Annotated in this window: 14 protein-coding genes and 2 tRNA genes; 4 read left to right on the top strand and 12 right to left on the bottom strand. The window is 74.1% G+C overall.

Annotation, left to right across the window (positions count from 1 at the left end):
* Positions 1-18: 18 nt before the first annotated feature.
* The 3 genes from ACFCLZ_RS16725 to ACFCLZ_RS16735 form a co-directional block, all read right to left on the bottom strand.
* The gene (locus ACFCLZ_RS16725) at positions 19-996 is read right to left on the bottom strand and encodes a ribose-phosphate diphosphokinase (protein ID WP_380285693.1); all 978 of its coding nucleotides are present in this window, start codon (positions 994-996) and stop codon (positions 19-21) included.
* 202 nt (positions 997-1,198) lie between these two features.
* Positions 1,199-2,668 (bottom strand): bifunctional UDP-N-acetylglucosamine diphosphorylase/glucosamine-1-phosphate N-acetyltransferase GlmU, encoded by a 1,470-nt coding sequence (glmU, locus tag ACFCLZ_RS16730; RefSeq protein ID WP_380285694.1) that lies wholly within the window; start codon positions 2,666-2,668, stop codon positions 1,199-1,201.
* 173 nt (positions 2,669-2,841) lie between these two features.
* A tRNA-Gln gene (locus ACFCLZ_RS16735) sits at positions 2,842-2,915 on the bottom strand.
* 244 nt (positions 2,916-3,159) lie between these two features.
* Here ACFCLZ_RS16735 and ACFCLZ_RS16740 point away from each other — a divergent pair.
* The 3 genes from ACFCLZ_RS16740 to ACFCLZ_RS16750 all read left to right on the top strand — a co-directional run bounded on the left by ACFCLZ_RS16740 (position 3,160) and on the right by ACFCLZ_RS16750 (position 5,669).
* Positions 3,160-4,218 carry an acyl-CoA desaturase gene (locus ACFCLZ_RS16740; protein WP_380285695.1) on the top strand — a complete coding sequence of 353 codons (1,059 nt, stop codon included), beginning with the start codon at positions 3,160-3,162 and terminating at the stop codon, positions 4,216-4,218.
* A 161-nt stretch (positions 4,219-4,379) separates the two neighbouring features.
* Positions 4,380-4,982: a TetR/AcrR family transcriptional regulator gene (locus ACFCLZ_RS16745; protein WP_380285696.1), complete on the top strand. Its 603-nt coding sequence runs from the start codon at positions 4,380-4,382 to the stop codon at positions 4,980-4,982.
* Positions 4,983-5,174: 192 nt separating this feature from the next.
* Positions 5,175-5,669, top strand: a complete 495-nt coding sequence (locus ACFCLZ_RS16750; RefSeq protein ID WP_320435994.1) for a MarR family transcriptional regulator — start codon at positions 5,175-5,177, stop codon at positions 5,667-5,669.
* 50 nt (positions 5,670-5,719) lie between these two features.
* On the opposite strand, the gene ACFCLZ_RS16755 is transcribed toward ACFCLZ_RS16750, so the two are convergent.
* The 9 genes from ACFCLZ_RS16755 to ACFCLZ_RS16795 all read right to left on the bottom strand — a co-directional run bounded on the left by ACFCLZ_RS16755 (position 5,720) and on the right by ACFCLZ_RS16795 (position 16,140).
* Entirely contained in the window at positions 5,720-7,348 is a 1,629-nt protein-coding gene (locus ACFCLZ_RS16755; protein WP_380285697.1) for a polysaccharide biosynthesis protein, read from the bottom strand.
* Between the two features lie 86 nt (positions 7,349-7,434).
* Positions 7,435-8,448 (bottom strand): LuxR C-terminal-related transcriptional regulator, encoded by a 1,014-nt coding sequence (locus ACFCLZ_RS16760; RefSeq protein WP_380285698.1) that lies wholly within the window; start codon positions 8,446-8,448, stop codon positions 7,435-7,437.
* A 311-nt stretch (positions 8,449-8,759) separates the two neighbouring features.
* Complete coding sequence (galE, locus tag ACFCLZ_RS16765; RefSeq protein WP_380285699.1) at positions 8,760-9,722, bottom strand: UDP-glucose 4-epimerase GalE; 963 nt, start codon at positions 9,720-9,722, stop codon at positions 8,760-8,762.
* A 197-nt stretch (positions 9,723-9,919) separates the two neighbouring features.
* Positions 9,920-10,588, bottom strand: a complete 669-nt coding sequence (locus ACFCLZ_RS16770; RefSeq protein WP_380285700.1) for a LuxR C-terminal-related transcriptional regulator — start codon at positions 10,586-10,588, stop codon at positions 9,920-9,922.
* A gap of 205 nt (positions 10,589-10,793) precedes the next feature.
* Positions 10,794-10,866 (bottom strand) — tRNA-Thr (locus ACFCLZ_RS16775).
* 65 nt (positions 10,867-10,931) lie between these two features.
* Positions 10,932-12,266 (bottom strand): MFS transporter, encoded by a 1,335-nt coding sequence (locus ACFCLZ_RS16780; RefSeq protein ID WP_380285701.1) that lies wholly within the window; start codon positions 12,264-12,266, stop codon positions 10,932-10,934.
* 151 nt (positions 12,267-12,417) lie between these two features.
* On the bottom strand, positions 12,418-13,785 hold the full coding sequence (mycP, locus tag ACFCLZ_RS16785) for a type VII secretion-associated serine protease mycosin (RefSeq protein ID WP_380285702.1): 1,368 nt from the start codon (positions 13,783-13,785) through the stop codon (positions 12,418-12,420).
* Between the two features lie 101 nt (positions 13,786-13,886).
* Positions 13,887-15,572 carry a WXG100 family type VII secretion target gene (locus tag ACFCLZ_RS16790; protein WP_380285703.1) on the bottom strand — a complete coding sequence of 562 codons (1,686 nt, stop codon included), beginning with the start codon at positions 15,570-15,572 and terminating at the stop codon, positions 13,887-13,889.
* 43 nt (positions 15,573-15,615) lie between these two features.
* On the bottom strand, positions 15,616-16,140 hold the full coding sequence (locus ACFCLZ_RS16795; RefSeq protein WP_380285704.1) for a hypothetical protein: 525 nt from the start codon (positions 16,138-16,140) through the stop codon (positions 15,616-15,618).
* Between the two features lie 411 nt (positions 16,141-16,551).
* Between ACFCLZ_RS16795 and ACFCLZ_RS16800 the strand changes: the two genes are divergently transcribed.
* Complete coding sequence (locus ACFCLZ_RS16800; protein ID WP_380285705.1) at positions 16,552-18,660, top strand: FUSC family protein; 2,109 nt, start codon at positions 16,552-16,554, stop codon at positions 18,658-18,660.
* Positions 18,661-18,672 lie beyond the last annotated feature (12 nt).

The raw sequence follows: 18,672 nt of genomic DNA on the forward strand, positions 1-18,672 counted from the left end.
CGCGCACACCGGGCTTGGTCAGTGCACGCCCTCGAAGAGGCTGGTGACCGAGCCCTCCTCGAACACCTCGCGGATCGCGGCGGCGATGGACGGGGCGATCGACAGCGTGGTGATCTTGTCCAACTGCAGCGAGGCCGGGGTCGGCAGGGTGTTGGTGAACACGAACTCGCTGACCCGGGAGTTCTTCAGGCGGTCCGCGGCCGGGCCGGAGAGCACACCGTGGGTGGCGGCCACCAGGACGTCCGCGGCGCCGTTGTCGAACAGCGCGTCGGCGGCCGCGCAGATCGTGCCGGCGGTGTCGATCATGTCGTCGACCAGGACGCAGACCCGGTCCTTGACGTCACCGACGACGTCGGCCGACAGGATGGTGTTGGCCTGGGTGATGTCGCGGCGCTTGTGGATGATCGCCAGCGGCGCGTCCAGCCGGTCGCACCACTGGTCGGCCACCTTGACCCGGCCGGCGTCCGGGGAGACGACGGTGAGCTTGTCGCGGTCGACCCGCTCGCCCACGTAGTCGGCCAGCAGCGGCAGCGCGAACAGGTGGTCCACCGGGCCGTCGAAGAAGCCCTGGATCTGCGCGGTGTGCAGGTCCACGGCCATCAGCCGGTCGGCGCCCGCCTGGCGCAGCAGGTCGGCGACCAGCCGGGCGGAGATGGGCTCGCGGCCCAGGTGCTTCTTGTCCTGACGGGCGTACCCGTAGAACGGCAGGATCGCGGTGATGCTCCGGGCGGAGGCCCGCTTCAGAGCATCGATCATGATCAACTGCTCCATGATCCACTGGTTGATGGGAGCCGTGTGGCTCTGCATCACGAAGCAGTCGGCACCGCGCGCCGACTCCAGGAAGCGGACGTAGATCTCACCGTTGGCGAAGTCCAGGGCCTTGGTCGGAACCAGTTCGGTTCCCAGTGACGCGGCCACCTCATCCGCCAGCTCCGGGTGGGCACGGCCGGAGAAGAGCTTCAGTTTCTTCTCGCCCGACGTCGTGATCCCGCTCACTGCCACCGTCTCCTCGCGTTGCTGACGCCGATCCCGTCCGCACCGCGGGCAGGCGTCCGCCAGCCGGCGAGAGGGGTCGGGGAATTGTCGGTACGCCTGGACACGGGCGGTAGGCCCCATGGCGCACGTATGACCCCAAGGTTACGCGCCCGCGCGCGAACCGTCCGCCCCGGGACCGTCCACCGGGCTTCCGCCCGCCCGCTCAGGCCTCGGTCGCGGCCTGCTCGTCGCGCTCCGTCGCGGCCGCCGCGGCCTGCGCCGACGTGGTTTCCGGGCGCTTGCGCCCGACCCAGCCGGCGATGTTCCGCTGCTGGGCCCGGCCGACTCCGAGGGCGCCGGCCGGCACGTCGCTGGTGATCACCGAACCGGCCGCGGTGTAGGCGCCGTCGCCCACCGTGACCGGCGCGATGAACATGTTGTCGGATCCGGTACGGCAGTGCGCACCGATCACCGTGCGGTGCTTGTTGACACCGTCGTAGTTCACGGTCACCGAGGCGGCACCGATGTTGCTGCCCTCGCCGATCGTGGCGTCGCCGATGTAGGAGAGGTGCGGCACCTTGGCGCCCTCGCCCAGCTCCGAGTTCTTCACCTCGACGTAGGTGCCGACCTTGGCCTTGCGGGCCAGCCTGGCGCCCGGCCGCAGGTACGCGTACGGGCCGGCGGTGGCGAGCTCGCCGACCTCGGCGCGGTCCGCCGTGGTGTTGCTCACACATGCCCCGGCGCCGATCCGGGTGTCCTTGATCGTCGAGTTCGGGCCGACCTCGCAGCCCTCGCCGAGATGGGTGGCGCCCTGCAGCTGGGTGTTCGGCAGCACCACCGCGTCCGGCTCGTAGGAGACCTGGACGTCGAACCAGGTGGTCGCCGGGTCCACCACGGTCACGCCGGCCCGCATCGCCCGCTCCAGCAGCCGGTCGTTCAGCAGCCGGCGGGCGTGCGCGAGCTGCACCCGGTCGTTGATGCCGAGGATGTCCCGGTAGTCGGCCGCGACCACGGCGCCCACCCGGTGCCCGGCCCGGCGCAGGATCTCCAGGGTGTCGGTCAGGTACTCCTCGCCCTGCGCGTTGTCCGTGGTGACCTCGGCGAGCGCGTCCACCAGCAGCTTGGCGTCGAAGGCGAAGACGCCGGAGTTGATCTCGCCGATCGCCCGCTGGGCGTCCGAGGCGTCCTTCTCCTCGACGATCGCCGCGACCGCGCCGTCCGCCTCGTCGCGCAGGATCCGGCCGTAGCCGAACGGGTCCGGCACCACCGCGGTCAGCACGGTCACGCCGTTGCCCTGCTCGGCGTGCGCCCCGGCCAGCGCGCTCAGCGTCCCGCCGGTCAGCAGCGGCGCGTCGCCGGTGGTGACGATCACGGTGCCGTCCAGCTCGATCCCGTCGGCCGCCAGCGCCTCCAGCGCGGTGCGCACCGCGTGCCCGGTGCCGTTCTGCTCCTCCTGGACCACGGCGCGGGCGCCCGGGTGATGCGCCGCCAGGTGCTCGGCCACCTTCTCCCGCATGTGCCCGATCACCACGACCAGCTGGCTCGGCGTCAACTCCTCGGCCGCCGCCACCGCGTGGCCGACCAGCGACCGCCCGCACACCTCGTGCAGCACCTTGGGGAGGCTGTTCGACTTCATCCTGGTCCCGCCACCGGCGGCGAGGACGACAACGGCGGCAGGCGAATTGGCACTCACGGGGGGAGGCTCCTCATTCGGTTACACGGGGAGGGCAGAGCGGCCGGTGGCGGGACCCGCACGTCGGCGCCCTGGCCGCTTCGAGGATAGTGCGCGGAGCAATTGCGCTCCTCCGGCCCCGGGAACCGTCGCGCAGCCGTCGCGGACCGACCCGGGCCGACCGGCCCGAAGAATGGCTCCCGGAGGAGGATTCGAACCCCCATAAGCTGGACCAAAACCAGCTGTCCTGCCCTTAGACGATCCGGGACCGGCGCATCCGCTCCCGTTCCCGGGGACGCGCTCCGCCAAGACTACGGGGTATGGGCCGTCACATCTACCTCCTCGGCCCGGCCCACCGGGGCCCCCGCCGGGATCCGGACGTCATCCATCCAGTCGGGTGAATTCACTCAAGCGCCGCCCGGTCGCGTATTCCCTCGGTGGCGGAGCGCAACCTACGATTCCGTAGGTTACGCGAACGTAGCCTCCGTCCTCTCCCCCTCAAGGGACGCCCCATGACCATCCAGGCCGGCGAGGCGCACGCCGATTCCGCGCGCCCCTTCGACTCCTCCGCCCCCGGATCCGATCCCTCCGACCCGACCTCCCCCACCGCCACCGCCGCCGTCGCTGTCGCCGTCGCCCCGGACACCGGGGAGGAGCCGAGGCTGCTCTCCGCCACCCGCGGCGGGGAGCGGCAGGGCGCCGCCGAGCGGACCGCGCTCGCGCTGTTCATCGCCGCGCCCTTCGCCGCCCTGGTCGCCGCCGTCCCGGTGGCCTGGGGGTGGGGGCTCGGCTGGACCGACCTCGCGATCGCCACCGTCATGTACTTCCTCACCTGCCACGGCATCACCGTCGGCTACCACCGCTACTTCACCCACGGCGCCTTCAAGGCCAACCGCCCGCTGCGGCTCGCCCTCGCGGTGGCCGGCTCGCTGGCGATCGAGGGGCCGCTGGTGCGCTGGGTGGCCGACCACCGCAAGCACCACCGGTTCAGCGACAAGGACGGCGACCCGCACTCGCCCTGGCGCTACGGCGAGACCGTCCCCGCACTCCTCAAGGGCCTGTGGTGGGCCCACATGGGCTGGCTCTTCGACGAGGAGCAGACCCCGCAGCTCAAGTACGCGCCGGACCTCGTCCGCGACCCGGCCATGCGGCGGATCTCCCGGCTGTTCTGGCTCTGGACCGCCCTGTCGATGCTGCTGCCGCCGCTGGTCGGCGGGCTGGTCACGCTCTCCTGGCAGGGCGCGCTGTCCGCCTTCTTCTGGGGCTCGCTGGTCCGGGTGGCGCTGCTGCACCACGTCACCTGGTCGATCAACTCGATCTGCCACGCGGTCGGCCGCCGGCCGTTCCGCTCCCGGGACCGCTCGGGCAACGTCTGGTGGCTGGCCCTGCTCTCCTGTGGCGAGTCCTGGCACAACCTGCACCACGCCGACCCCACCTCGGCCCGGCACGGCGTCCTGCGCGGCCAGATCGACTCCTCGGCCCGGCTGATCCGCTGGTTCGAGCTGGCGGGCTGGGTCCGGGACGTCCGCTGGCCGGACGCGCAACGGATCGCTGCCCGCCGCGCCGCATGAGGGCGCACCTGCAGCATGATGTAGGGGTGAACGGGAGCAGCGCAGACAGCACAGGCGGCCGCCAGAGCACGCGGACGGACCCGGCGCAGGCCCGTCCGCGTGCCGCCGCCGGGCCGGACGACGCTGCGCCGGCGCCGCGCCGGCGGGGTGGCCGGGTGCGGATGACCGGCAAGCAGCGCCGGGAGCAGCTGCTGGAGATCGGCCGCACGGTGTTCGCCGAGCGCGGCTACGACGGCACCTCGGTGGAGGAGATCGCCGAGCGGGCCGGGGTGTCCAAGCCGGTGGTGTACGAGCACTTCGGCGGCAAGGAGGGGCTGTACGCGGTGGTCGTCGACCGCGAGATGCAGCTGCTGCTCGACATGGTCACGGGGGCGCTGACCGGAGGGCACTCGCGCGAGCTGCTGGAGCAGGCGGCGTTCGCGCTGATGGACTACATCGACACCTCGACGGACGGCTTCCGGATCCTGGTCCGGGACTCCCCGGTGGCCCAGTCGACCGGCACCTTCGCCTCGCTGATCAGCGACATCGCGACCCAGGTGGAGGACATCCTGGGCCTGGAGTTCAAGGCGCGCGGCTTCGACGCGCGCCTCGCCCCGATGTACTCGCAGATGCTGGTGGGGATGGTCGCGCTGACCGGCCAGTGGTGGCTGGAGGTGCGCAAGCCGGAGAAGGCCGACGTGGCCGCCCACCTGGTGAACCTGGCCTGGCACGGCCTGGAGGGCATGGAGCGGCACCCCAAGCTGGTCGGCGAGCGCAAGGCCTGAGGGCGAGCGGGTCGCGCAGCCGACGGGTCCGCTCGTCGGCGAAGCGCAGGTACTGCGCGGGGTCCCGGACGGGGGCGGTCGTGATCGGCCTCGCAGGTATCTCGACATCAAGATGTCCATGTCGGCTTCGGGGCTGGATTTCTCGATGTCAAGAGACTTCACATCGACAGAACCCCCGATACACTGATCGTCATGGAGGACGAGGTCGATCGGCTGGTCGCAGCATGGCGCAGAGAGCGCCCCGACCTCGACGTGGAACCGCTCGAAGTGCTCAGCCGGGTCAGCCGGCTCGCCCGACACCTCGACCGCGCCCGCCGGACCGCCTTCGCCGAGCACGGTCTTGAGCCCTGGGAGTTCGACGTGCTGACCGCGCTGCGGCGGGCCGGCTCCCCGTACCAGCTCTCCCCCGGCCAGCTGCTCACCCAGACCCTGGTCACCTCCGGCACCATGACCAACCGGATCGACCGCCTCACCGGCAAGGGCCTGGTCAAGCGGCTGCCCGACCCGGACGACCGGCGCGGTGTCCTCGTCCGGCTCACCGACGACGGGCGCGACCGCGCCGACCAGGCGCTCGCCGGGCTGCTCGCGCACGAGCGCGAGCTGCTCGCCCAGCTGACCTCCGCCCAGCAGGGCGAGCTCGCCGGGCTGCTGCGGCAGCTGGTCGCGCCCTTCGACAACATCCCGTAGCCGGCGCCCCGCGGCCGGCAGGCCGCGCCGGGCATCCCGCGGCCGCGGCCTCAGAACCCGTCCGGGTACGGCGTGCTCAGCGCGGGCACCGGGGCGGGCACGGGCTCCGGCGTCCGGTAGCCCGGCAGCAGCTCGGCCAGCCGGCGGCGCACCTCGTCGTCGCTGTTCACCGCCGCCGCCCCGTACAGTCCGGTCAGCCCGCCGGCCAGGTCCTCCGGCCCGGCCGCGGCGTCCGCCACGGTGGCGTAGATCCGCGCGTGCGCGGTCGACAGCCGCTCCTCGCCCTCCGAGAACAGCGCCTCGTTGAGCTTCTCCCCGGCCCGCAGCCCGGTGTAGCGGATCTCCACCTCGTCCCTGGCCAGCTGCACCTGCTCGGCGAAGTTGTGCACCAGGTCGACGATCCGCACCGGGTCGCCCATGTCCAGCACGAACACCTCGCCGCCGCGCGCCATCCGGCCCGACTCCAGCACCAGGCCGACGGCCTCCTCGATGGTCATGAAGAACCGGGTGACATCGGGGTGGGTGATCGTCACCGGGCCGCCGCTGCGCAGTTGCTCGGCCAGCACCGAGAGCAGCGAGCCGCGCGAGCCCAGCACATTGCCGAACCGCACCGCGGAGAACACCCCGGTGCCCAGGTTGCGGGCGTCCCGGGCGTTCGCCTGGACGATCAGCTCGGCCAGCCGCTTGCTCGCGCCGAGCACCGAGGTCGGGTCGGCCGCCTTGTCGGTGGAGATCAGCACGAACCGCTCGACGCCGGTGGCCAGCGCCGCCTCCACCAGGTGGTCGGTGCCCAGCACATTGGACTTCACGGCCTCGCTGGGGTGGCGCTCCAGCAGCGGCAGGTGCTTGTGGGCGGCGGCGTGGAAGACCACCTCGGGCTCGAGGTCGCGGAAGATCTGCTGGATCCGCGGCCGGTCCCGGATGTCGGCGATCACCAGCGACTCGTCGGTGAGCAGCGCCTCGCCCCAGATCTCCAGCTGCAGCCGGTGCAGATTGGACTCGTCGTGGTCGAGCATGTAGAGCGCGCTGGGGTTGAACGCGTTCACCTGGCGGCAGAGTTCGCTGCCGATCGAGCCGCCGGCGCCGGTCACCAGCACCCGCCGGCCCTCGATCACGTCCCGGACGTCGGCGGAGACCACGTGCACCTCGTGCCGGCCGATCAGCCGGTTGACGTCCAGGCTGCGCATGTCGGAGCCGACCACCTCGCGGCGCAGCGCGGCGAGGAAGGACGGCAGGTAGCGAACGGCGGCGCCGGCCGCGGCGGCGGCGGTGGCCAGCGCGCGGACCCGCTGCGGGGCGAGCCCGGGGATGGCCAGCGCGACGACCTGGGCACGGTGCTCGACCGCCAGCGCGGTCAGCTCGGCCAGGGTGCCGAGCACGGGGACGGCGTCCACCGCCTGGCCGGCCTTGGCCGGGTCGTCGTCGAGCAGGCCGATCGGGGCGAGCCCGAACTCCGGGGCCCGGCCGAGGTCGCGCACCAGCGCGGTGCCGGCCGCCCCGGCGCCGACCACCAGGGTGCGCAGCCCCGTCGGCGGCGCGGCGGGGCTGCCGGAGGCCGGATCGGACGGGCCGGACGGTGCGTCCGGCCGCGCGCCCGGGGCGCTCGCGGCGTCGTTAGCGCCCTCGTTCGCGCCTTGCGGGGCCGTGTGCGGGCGTGCGGAAGTGCTGTGCGGCGACATCTGTCCTCCGAAGTTCCCTGACCTGACGGACCTGAGCCGGCCGGGGACGGCCCCGGGCCGGTACCTGGGTGTGACGGACGGGCGGATCAGCCGGCGCCGGGCGAGGTGGACGTGGCGACGGACGGCGGGCCGGTGGGAGCCGCGAGTTCGGACGGGCTGACGCCCGCCCGGCGGGCCACCGCGACGGCGGCCAGGGTGGAGTGCACCCCGAGCTTGCCGAGGACGTTCTGCATGTGGGTACGGACGGTGTGCGGGGAGAGGTAGAGCCGCTCGGCGACGGCCTGCCGGCCGAGGCCCGCGACCATGCAGCGCAGGATCTGCTTCTCCCGCGGGGTGAGCGTGTCGACCAGGCGCTCGCTCTCGGTGCGGTCCCGGCGGGCCGTGGTGAGCTCGCGGATCACACCGGTGAGCAGTGCGGGCGGCAGATGGGTCTCGTCCCGCAGCACGCCCCGGATCACCGCCAGCAGGCGGGCCAGCGAACTCTCCTTGGCCACCCAGCCGGTGGCGCCGGCGTGCAGGGCGCGGGCGGCCCGCTGCGGGTCGTCGACGGTGGCCAGGACGATCGCCCGCAGGCCGGGGTGGTGGCGGCGGATCCGGGCCAGCAGGGTGATCCCGTCGGGGACCGGGGCGGTGGACGGCACGGCCGCCGGGGGCGCCTGGGCGGCGGACGGGGTCGCCGTCGCCGGGTGCGGCTCCGCCGGGTACGGGCCGGCCGGGCGCGGGGCTACCGGATTGCGGGCCGCCCCGCCGGGGGAGCTCACGGTGCCGGCGGTCGCGGGCGGACCGGCGGCCGGGACCGGCGGCGGACGGCGGGGCGAGGGCACGGTCGTCGCCGGGCGGCGGCGCAGCGCGTCGGGCGGGTCGGCGCCCGGCTGGCGGGGCTTGCGCGCGGCCCCGCCCTCGGCCACCCCGAGATCGGCGTCCACCAGGACGACGTCGAACGCCCGCCCCTCGGTGGCGGCCCGCTCCAGCGCGCGGTCCGCGGCCGCCGCGCTGCCCGCCGCGCCGACCTCGACATCGGGCTCGGCGGCGAGCGCCGCGGCCAGTGCCTCGGCGAAGATCCGGTGGTCGTCGACCACCAGGACGCGGATCCGCCCCATCGTCACTTCCCCCCTGCTCAGCTCCGGACCGCGTCCGGGACGGCGCCCCACGTCCCGCCGTCGCCGTCCGGGCGCTCCTGCGCCGACCGCCTCCCGGAGACCCGGAAAGCGCGAGGTGCCGGCCCCCACCGGTACCGGAATCAGCGTACGGGGTGGGGGCTGGCTCGGTGGGGGTTTGGTGAAGTTTCGTCAGGAGGTGCGAAATTGGCGTGACTTGGTGCCTCGTGGCGACTCCCCGGCGGCCGCGGAAACGCCGGAGCGCCGCCCCGTCCGGACGGGGCGGCGCTCGGCGGGTGCCGGAACGGGCGGGCCTACCGGCCGTTCTTCTCCAGGGTGAACTTCCAGGCGTCGGCGACGATGTCGTCCAGGTTCGGACGGCGCGGGACCCAGCCCAGCTCCCGGTGGGCGCGCTCGGCGGAGGCCACCAGCACGGCCGGGTCGCCGGCGCGGCGGCCGGAGACCACCACCGGGATCTCCCGGCCGGTCACGCGCTTGACCGACTCGATCACCTCGTGGACCGAGAAGCCGCTGCCGTTGCCCAGGTTGCAGATCAGGTGCTCGCCGGGCTTGGCGGCGTCCAGCGCCAGCAGGTGCGCGTCGGCCAGGTCCGCGACGTGGATGTAGTCGCGGATGCAGGTGCCGTCCGGGGTCGGGTAGTCGTCGCCGTACACCGCGATGTGCTCGCGCCGGCCGAGGGCGGCCTGGAACACCAGCGGGATCAGGTGCGACTCGGGGTCGTGCCGCTCGCCGTACGCGCCGTACGCGCCGGCCACGTTGAAGTAGCGCAGCGAGACGGCGGCCAGGCCGTGGGCGACGGCCTCGCTGGTGATCAGGTGGTCCACGGCCAGCTTGGTGGCGCCGTAGGTGTTGGTCGGCGCGGTGCGGGCCGTCTCGGCGATCGGCACGGACTCCGGCTCGCCGTAGGTGGCGGCGGTCGACGAGAACACCAGCGTGCGCACGCCCGCCGCGCGCATCGCGCTGATCAGCTCCAGCGAGCCGGCCACGTTGTTGCGCCAGTACTTCTCCGGGTCCGCGACGGACTCGCCGACCTGCGAGGAGGCGGCGAAGTGCAGCACGCCGTCGAAGGACCCGTCCAGGACCTTGCCGGCCTCCTGGATCCGGCCCTCGACGAACTCGGCACCGGCCGGCACGCCCTCGCGGAAGCCGGTCGAGAGGTCGTCCAGGACGGTCACCTGGTGTCCCGCCTCCAGCAGGTGGGCGGCGACCACACTGCCGACATAGCCGGCGCCACCCGTGACCAGGTACTTACTCATGATGCGACCTCCAGCGGGCGATGGTCCGCCGTCGGCGGACCATCGGGGACGTACGTACGACTGCGGCCTATTCTCCCTGGCCTCCGAGGGTGCTCCGAACCATCCGGGAGACCGCTCCCGGCCCGCCCGCCCGCCGGCCGCGCCCGGCGGCGTCCATCTGCCCGCCGCCCGCCTGCCGCCCACCTGCCGCCCGCCCGTCAGCCGCGCGCCATCCGCTCCAGCAGACCGGTGCGCGCCGCCACCGCCGCCGCCTCCAGCCGGGTCCGCGCGCCGAGCTTCATCAGCACCCGCTGGACGTGCGTGCGGGCCGTGCTCGCCGCGATCCGCATCCCCGCCGCGATCGCCGCGGTGTCCTCGCCGTCCGCGATCCGCGCCAGCACCTGGACCTCCCGCCGGGTCAGCAGCCGCAGCAGTCGCAGCGCCTCGTCGTCCGGCTCGACCTCCGGCCTCAGCAGCTGGTCGAACGCGCCCCGCAGCACCTCCACCGCGACCGCCGCCTCACCCGCCCGGGCCCGCGCGATCGCCCGCTCGACCACCTCGATCCGCTCGTCGCTCGGCACGTACCCGGCCGCGCCCGAGGCGAACGCCCCTGCCACGCCCCGTAGTTCACCGACCGGACCGAGCACGATCACGGCCACCTCGGGCCGCTCCCGGCGGATCCGCCGCAACCCGTCGAACGCCCCCGGATCACCCGGCGCGGCCACCCCCAGCAGACACACCTCCGGCCGCCGGCCGACCACCAGCTCGGCCGCCGACGAGGCCGGCGAACCCACCGCGAGCACCCGGTGACCGCGCAGTTGGAGCGCCGTGGCCAGCGCCTCGGCCAACAGCCGGTGGTCGTCCACCACGACGAGGCGAACACCCATGAGACCCCTCCAGGTCGGCGTCCCGCCCGCAGCCCCGCCCGGCTGAGGAAGGCGGCCGATGACGCACCATCACAGCGCATTCCGTACCCGACCTGCCAGACCGTCTCACCGGACCGTCTCACCACGCGACCACCCGGCCGCGCGGGTGCGCGCGCACGCGGGCACAACAAAAAGGACCCCCGCCCGAAGGCGGAGGTCCTGACCGAGCCCCCATGCGGAATCGAACCGCAGACCTTCTCCTTACCATGGAGACGCTCTACCGACTGAGCTATAGGGGCCTGTTCCCTGTTCTCGCTCCCCGGCTCCGCTTTCGCTCAGCCTGACCGCTCGAACAAGGAAGACATTACACGGCCGGGGGACCGATTGGGAAATCGGTCCCGGCGGCCCGGCCGCGCAGCGCGCCCGCCGCCGCGAGGTCCGTTCCGCTGGTCTCCGGCAGCAGTCGCAGGCAGAACAGCGCCACCACTCCCCACACCGCCAGGTACCAGCCGACCGGCTCCGCCGTCCCGTACGCCTCGGTCAGCCTGGTCGCGATCAGCGGGGTCGTCGCCCCGCCCACCACCCCGCCCAGGTTGTACGTCAGCGCCGCCCCCGTGTACCGCACCCGGGTCGGGAACAGCTCCGGCAGGAAGGCCGCCAGCGGTCCCAGCAGACACCCCAGCACCACCATCGCACCCGCCAGCGCCACGAACATCAGCCCCCGCCGCTCCGTCTCCAGCAGCGGGAACAGCACCAGCCCCCACGCCACCGCCAGCCCCGTCGCCCCCTGCAGCGTCCGCCGCCGCCCCCACCCGTCACTGCGCCGCGCGCTCAGCCACACCGTCACCGCCTTCCCCGCCGCACCGGCCAGCAGCATCGACAGCACGACGGTGCTCGGCACCCCGAGCCCCGTCGTCGCGTACGCCAGCGCGTACGTGGTGGTCAGGTAGAACAGCGCGTACCCCACCGTGATCGCCCCGCAGCCCGCCAGCACCGTCCGCCAGTGCCCGCGCAGCACCTCCACCACCGGCGCCCGCTCGGCCCCGGTCCGCGCCTCGCCCCGGAACAGCGGCGTCTCCTCCAGCCGCAGCCGCACGAACAGCCCCACCACCACCAGCGCCAACGACGCCAGGAACGGCACCCGCCAGCCCCAGGACCGGAACGCCCCATCGTCCAGGGTGAGTTGCAGCGCCAGGAACACCCCGTTGGCCAGCATGAACCCGGTCGTCGGCCCCAGTTGCAGATACGCCCCGTACCGCCCCCGCTGCCCCGCCGGCGCGTTCTCCGCCACCAGCAGCGCCGCGCCGCCCCACTCCCCGCCCAGCCCCACCCCCTGGCACACCCGCAGCACCACCAGCGCCACCGGCGCCCACCACCCCCACGCCTCGAACCCCGGCAGCACCCCCACCGCCGCCGTCGACAACCCCATCAGCAGCAGCGACACCACCAGCGTCGCCTTGCGCCCCAGCCGGTCCCCGAAGTGCCCGAACAGCACCGCCCCCAACGGCCGCGCCAGGAACGCCACCGCGTACACCGAGAACGCCGCCAACAGCGCCCCCACCGTACCCAGTTCGGGAAAGAACACCTCACCGAAGACGAGCGCAGCCGCCGTCCCGTAGATGAAGAAGTCGTAGAACTCGATCGCCGTACCGATCAACGCCGCCGCAGCGGCCCGCCGCATCTGCCCCGTCGCACCCATACCCCCAACCCTGACGACCCCGCCACACCCCCGACAGCGCCCACCCGAGTGACACCCGCGCCCCACCCCACCCCCCACGCCCCCCAGCGCCGCCCACCCCCCCGGGGGCGCCTCCACACCACCGCCTCGGCCACCCCGGCCACCGGGAGGGCTACTTGGCGTACGGGTTGTCGCTCGGCGGAGTCGGCGGCCCGTACGCCGGCGGAGGCGGCACCGCACCCGCCACCCCCTGCTGCGGCCTCGCGGCCCGCCGCCGCGCGACCACGACGACCACCGCAACGACCAGAGCCAGCACCGCGACCACCGCCACCACAACGGGCACGACGCTCCCCGACCCGGAAGCCTTCTCGCCGACCGGCTCTTGCTGCGGCACCGGCGTACCCACCTCACCAGGTACCGGCGCGGCGGACGCGGAGGCCGAAGCCGGCGAGGAGGCAGTCGCCGAGGGTACGGCCGAGGCCGTCGGCGCGGGCTGCCCGACCGGCTGCTCCTGGATCGGATACACATCCGCCGGCCCCGGATCCCCCGGCTCCGTCAGCGCCACCCTCGGCCGGACGATGCCGTACCCGATGGCATCGTTCCGCTGGGCCCCGTCATCCGCCTTGCCCGCGGTGTTCAGCAGAACCCGTGCCACCTGATTGGCGGTCCAATCGGGGTGCACCGCCCAGACCAAAGCCGCCGAGGCCGAGACCAGCGCGGTCGCATCCGACGTACCGTGCCCCTTGCAGTAGCCGGACGCCCCCGTGCAGGCGTTGTAGATCTCGATTCCCGGAGCGGCTAGATCGACCTGTGGACCCTGCTCCGACTCCGCCGTGACCGTACCGTTCCGGTCCACGGCCCCGACTCCGATGACACCGGGCGACGCCGCCGGATACTCGACCGGGTTGCCGCTCTGTGCCGAGTTCCCGACACCTGCCACGACCAGCGCACCCTTGGCGGCCGCATGATCGACAGCCGCCTTCAGTTCGGCCACGTCCTCCGCCGTCACCGAAGCGGCCGACCTCGCCTGGGAGATGCTGATGACCTTCGCCCCCTGGTCGGCGGCGTAGACGATGCCCTGGCCGATCTGCTTCAGGAACTCCGAGCCGGTGACGCCCGTGGCATTGTCGTTGTTCCGGATCTTGATCGGCAGCACCTTGGCCCCGGGGGCCAGCCCGTAGGCGCCTCCTCCCCCCATCCCCTTACCGGAACCGACGATCAGCGCCGCCATCTCGGTCCCATGGCTCTCGGTGAACGACCCGACGCCACCGGGGAGCCCGCTGAAGTCCTTTCCCGGCAGCAACTGCCCTGCGAGATCGGCGTGATCGAACTTGAAGCCGCTGTCGATCACCGCAACCGTGACGCCCTGCCCCTTGCTGATCTTCCAGACCTCCGATGCCTTCATCGCATCGAGGTGCCACTGGTTCTCGCGGATCGACTCCGCTGCGGCCGGTGTCGCCGCGAGTCCGGCGACCACCCCCGCCGCCAGCAACATCGCGGCGAACTCCCGCCCGCGCACACGTACGTTCGTCCGCCGCATCACTGCTCCCTCGTCACTTTCCCCGTCGGGCACGGGCAGCGCCCGGCGCAGGACTGCCCGGCCACCGGGTGTGGGCCCAGTGGCCGGGCAGTCGTTCCGCACTACTCAATCACGCCCGGATTGCTCCTCGGAGTACCGCTGGTCCAGGTCTCCTCGTCCTCGTGCAGGTAGTCGGCCCGCCGGCGGCGCTCACGCTCGCGCCGCTCCCCCGCGCCGCCCGTCATGCCCGGGCCCATCATGCCGTTCTGGCCCGGCCGGGCCGCGCCCTCCGCTGCCGCCGCCCCGGACGCGGCCGCCCGGTTGCGCAGGCCGCTGCCGCCCGGGGTGAACTCCCCGCCGGCCATCGGACCCTGCGCCCCGCCGACCACACCGCCGACGGTCGAGCTGTAGCCCCGACCGCGCGAGCCACCGACCGCGCCACCACCGTGGCCGCCGCTACCGCCCGGGTGCATGCCGCCGCCCGGGCCGCCGAAGCCGCCACCGCCACCGGGCCCGCCGGCCCGGCCCTGGGCGGCCTCGCGCGCACCGAAGACGTTCCCGCCGTTGGTCGGGCTCGCACCGCCGCTCTTCGCCGACGGGTTCCCGCCCCCGAAGGGATTGCTGCGGGCCAGGGGAACGGGCCCCCCGCCACCGCCCTTCAGCGGCACGGTCCCACCGGTGAACGGCCCGGTGCCGCCCAACGGGATCGGCCCGCCACCGGGGAACGGGCCGGGCCCCCCACCCGGAGCGCCCGGGTGCCCGGGGCCACCACCCTGGGGGTACGGCGACACGGGCCCACCGCCGTTCGGCGCCACCGGCCCGGTCTGCCCGGGCAGCGTCGGCACCGACGGCAGGCTGTCCAGCCCGGTGCTGGGACGGTCCCCGGGGAACGTGACCGGCGGAGTCACCGATGAAGGCGTGTTCGGATCACCCGGCAGCGGCACCGAACCACCGTGCGGCGGGAACGGCGTGCCGTGGCCCGGAGCCTGCGGCCCGTCCGGCACCGGCACCGACACCGGCGGACGCGGCGTCACGGAACCCCCACCGCCGCCGTAACCGCCACCGACACTCGGGCTGTAACCCCCGCCGCTGCGTCCGGTACCCACGCTCGGGGTCCGTCCCGAGCCGCCGGATCCGGTCTGGCCGCCACCGCCACCGCCAACCCAGACGTCCTCGCTGCTGCCGACGCCGTCCTTGCCCCCGCCCGCCCCGGGCAGCTCGGGCAGCTTGAGCCCGTTCAGCTTGGCGGTCGCCGCCTCGTACGCCTGCCCCAGCTTCTCCATCTGGTGGATGGCTTCCTGGTGCGCGGTGTCCACCCGCTTCTGCGCCGCCGCGGCCTCCGCGTAGGAGACCCAGGTCGGGTCCTCCTTCTTCATGATCGCGTCGGTCGTCGCAGTCGGGTTGCCGAAACCGGCGATGCTCAGCGGCGACGGCTTCAGGCACGGCTGCGCGGCATGCCGCTTCACCATGTCGACGTCCTTGGCCGGCACCTCCGGCACACCGGTCTTGGCGCCGCCCAGGGCCTCGCCGGCCTGGACCATCGCGTCGCCGGCCCCCTTGGAGTACTCGCTGATCATGGCCGCCGACTTGTTCAGATTGCCGGCCCACGTCTTGAAGTTCTCGGCGGCCGGCCCCTCCCACTGGATCTGCCCGACGTGGGCGGCCAGTGCCCGGCTGAGGTCGTCCAGTACCCGCCCGGCGTCCTTGAGCTGGTTGCCTCGGCCGGTCACCTTGGCCGGATCGCTACCGGCGACCATCACCTTGAGCTGAGGGTGGGCGATCCCCTCGAAGTTCGTTCCACCTGCCATCAGTTGCTCCCCGTTCCAACGAAGCGAACACGCACGACGATCATCAGAATTTGCCCGTCACCGCCGACGACCCACCGGGTCCGCCGTCCGCGTTCTTCGCGACCGCGTTGACCGCCGCCGTCTGGTGCTCCTCGTTGTTGCCGTAGCTGCCCGCCGTCTGCGCGACCGCCTGGCTCATCTTGTCGATCTGCTCCGCGAAGGCCTTCGAGAGCTGCGAGATCGCCGCGTGGGTCCGGTCGTACGCGGCCATCAGCTCGGTCGACTCATGGAAGCCGGTGCCGAGGTTGCCCGCGGTCAGCTTCTGCTCCTTGATCTTGTGCTGCGCCGCCTCCGAGCCCTCCAGCGAGGCCAGGAGCGCGTCGACCTTCTTCTTGAACGTGGTCAGCGTGTCGAGCTCGATCTTGACGTCCTTGGAGCCGAACGCCGCCACCAGTGCGGTGGCGCTGACGTCGACCTGGACCTGGCCGACCGCACGACCGAACCAACTGTTGTCGAGCGACCAGGGCTTCACCTCGCCGTTGGGACCCTCGGCCCAGCCCGCTCCGCCCGGTCCAGCCTCGCCTGGCACAGCAATCCACCTCTCCCCCGTACGCGGCGCGCCCCCGCAGGTCGCCGCACCGCGACACACCGTCAACTACTCGGTCCTACCGCATGGTCGAACCGGCCGGACGGATACGGGGTGTGGGCCCCGTCCCGTCCTGCCCGGCGAAACCGTCCACCCCTCGGGACGGACGGCGCCTCGTTCATCGTAGCCACCACCTCCGACGGACCGGCAGGGCCCATGGCCCGCTTGTACGCGATCGGTACGAACTTGACACGTGCGGGCCGGTGGCGGCCGTTAGACTGGCCGGGTCCGGTCGTCCCGGACACGACCTCATCTGCCGCGCAACGTCGCACAGCAGCGACCCTGGCCGCCCCTGCCCCGCCCGGTCCAGCACCGCCCCGGAGCCCGACGGCCCGCCGCGGATCGGACGCCCACGTGAGCCGCAAGCCCGCCACGGACACTCCCGCCGCAGACGCCCCCTGGTGGGCCCGCGCCGCACGCCCGACCCGGCCGGCGCCGCCGGTCGCGCCGATGGCGCGGGCCGCGCTCGGCATGGCGGTGGCGCTGGCCTCCGGAGTGCTGGCGCACCGGGTGGACCTGGGGGTGTTCGCCGGGCTCGGCGCGATGCACGCCACCATGAACGACCGGGTCGAACCGGTGCGGCTGCGGGCCCGGCGGATCGCCACCGCGGTGTCCGCCTCGGCGCTGGGGATGCTGGTGGGTACCGCCCTCCAGCACGTCCGGGCCGACGCGCTCGCCCTGGGTGCGGCGCTCACCGTGACGGCCTTCGTCTCCGGGGCGTTGAGCGCGACGGGGCCGCGCGGCTCGGCGGCGGGCCTGCTGCTGCTCGTCTCGGCCGCGCTCGGCAGCGGCATGCCGCTGCCGCACCCGTGGTGGGCGGCGGCGCCGATGATGCCGGCGGGCGCCGCGCTGGTACTGCTCCTCGGCCTTCCGTTCCACCGCCTTCCGTTCCACCGCCTTCCGTTCCACCGCCTTCCGTTCCACCGCCTTCCGTTCCTCCGTCTGCCGTTCCTCCGCCCACCCCGCCGCGGCCCGTCCCGCCCCCTGCCGCTGCGCGGCCGCCGGGCGCCCGCGGCCGACCCCGTCACCCGGGCGCTCGCCGCCGCGTACGACGCGCTCGGCCGGATGCTCGCCGATCTGGGGACGCCGCGGGGCGCGGCCTCCCGCCAGGTGCTGACCGCCCGTCTGAACCAGCTCCAGGACGTGCTCCCGCCGCCCCGTCACCCCCACCGCGGTCATGCGATGTACCGGGCCGCGCTGGCCGCGACCGAGGCCGCCACCGGCCTGCTCTGGGCCTGGCGGCCGGTGCCGCCCGAGGTCGCCGCCGTCCCCGGCCGGCTGGCCCGGGCGGTGGAGCGCGGCGGCGGCGAGGTCGCGGTGCCCGACTGGACGCCGGACACGCCGTCCCGGCGGGCCCTGGACGCGGCGCTGCGCGCGGCCGCCGGGACGGTGGCGGGCCGGGAGGCGGCGCTCGGCACCGCGCCGGTCCCGCCGCCGGACCCGTGGCGGCTACGGGTGCGGCTGGTGTCGCCCGGCGCGGCCCGGTACGGCGCACGGCTCGCGCTCTGCATCGCGGTCGGCGCGGCGGTGACGGCCGCGCTGCCGCTGAGCAAGAGCTACTGGGTGCCGATGACGATCGCCTTCGTGCTGAAGCCGGACCTCGGTTCGGTGTTCCTGCGCGCGGTGAGCCGGTCGGTGGGGACGGTGCTGGGGGTGGCGGTGACGGCGGCGGTGCTGGCCCCGGCGGCCGGGCCGTGGGCGCTGGTGGCGATCGCCGCGCTCTGCGTGGCGCTGCTGCCGTACGCGACGGCGGCGCACTACGGGCTGAACACCGTGGTCATGACGCCGATGGCACTGGTCCTGCTGCAACTCGGCGGGCAGGACGGGGTGGCCGAGTTCTGGCCGCGGGTGCTGGACACCGCGCTGGCCAGCGCGATCGTGCTGCTGTTCGGCTACCTGCTCTGGCCCGAGCGGCCGCGGCACCGGATCGAGCCGCGCCTGGTGACCGCGACGACGGCGCTCAAGGCCTACCTGGGCTCGGTCGCACGGCAGGACGCCCCGCCCCCGGGCACCCCGTCCCGGGACGCCGCATCCTCTGCCGCTCCATCCGGCGGCCCCCGCCCCGGACCGGAGCCGCACGCCGAGGTGTGGCTGCGCCGCACCGCCTACCGCGCGCTGGCCGACGCCCGCGCGGAGGTGGAGCGGGGGCTGGCCGAGCCGCCCCCGGCGGGCCGGGCGGCCGCCGAGTGGCTGCCGGCGACCGCCGCCCTGGAACGGCTGAGCGGTGCGGTGGCGGCGTTCGCGGCGCAGCGCCGCTACGGCGGGCGGGTGCCGGATCCGCTGGAGGTGGAGCGGGTCGGCCGGGCCCTGGACGAGCTGACGGCCGCGGCCCGCGCGCACCGTCCGCCGACCCGGGCGGCGGCGCGGCCGACCCGCCCGCACGACCCGACGCGCAGCGCGCTGGGCCGTGCGGCGGACGAGCTGGACACGCTCCTCGCCGGCACCCGGGGCGGGAGCCGCTGAGCGCGGACCTGA

It is taken from the genome of Kitasatospora purpeofusca (assembly GCF_042691725.1).
Classification (GTDB): domain Bacteria; phylum Actinomycetota; class Actinomycetes; order Streptomycetales; family Streptomycetaceae; genus Kitasatospora; species Kitasatospora purpeofusca_B.

Coding starts and splice junctions, on each gene's coding strand:
- ACFCLZ_RS16745 (WP_380285696.1), top strand. CDS start 4,380: ATGACCGGCAAGCAGCGCCGGGAGCAGCTGCTGGAGATCGGCCGCACG.
- ACFCLZ_RS16755 (WP_380285697.1), bottom strand. CDS start 7,348: ATGTCGCCGCACAGCACTTCCGCACGCCCGCACACGGCCCCGCAAGGC.
- mycP (WP_380285702.1), bottom strand. CDS start 13,785: ATGCGGCGGACGAACGTACGTGTGCGCGGGCGGGAGTTCGCCGCGATG.
- ACFCLZ_RS16740 (WP_380285695.1), top strand. CDS start 3,160: ATGACCATCCAGGCCGGCGAGGCGCACGCCGATTCCGCGCGCCCCTTC.
- ACFCLZ_RS16770 (WP_380285700.1), bottom strand. CDS start 10,588: ATGGGTGTTCGCCTCGTCGTGGTGGACGACCACCGGCTGTTGGCCGAG.
- ACFCLZ_RS16780 (WP_380285701.1), bottom strand. CDS start 12,266: ATGGGTGCGACGGGGCAGATGCGGCGGGCCGCTGCGGCGGCGTTGATC.
- ACFCLZ_RS16760 (WP_380285698.1), bottom strand. CDS start 8,448: ATGGGGCGGATCCGCGTCCTGGTGGTCGACGACCACCGGATCTTCGCC.
- ACFCLZ_RS16750 (WP_320435994.1), top strand. CDS start 5,175: ATGGAGGACGAGGTCGATCGGCTGGTCGCAGCATGGCGCAGAGAGCGC.
- galE (WP_380285699.1), bottom strand. CDS start 9,722: ATGAGTAAGTACCTGGTCACGGGTGGCGCCGGCTATGTCGGCAGTGTG.
- ACFCLZ_RS16790 (WP_380285703.1), bottom strand. CDS start 15,572: ATGGCAGGTGGAACGAACTTCGAGGGGATCGCCCACCCTCAGCTCAAG.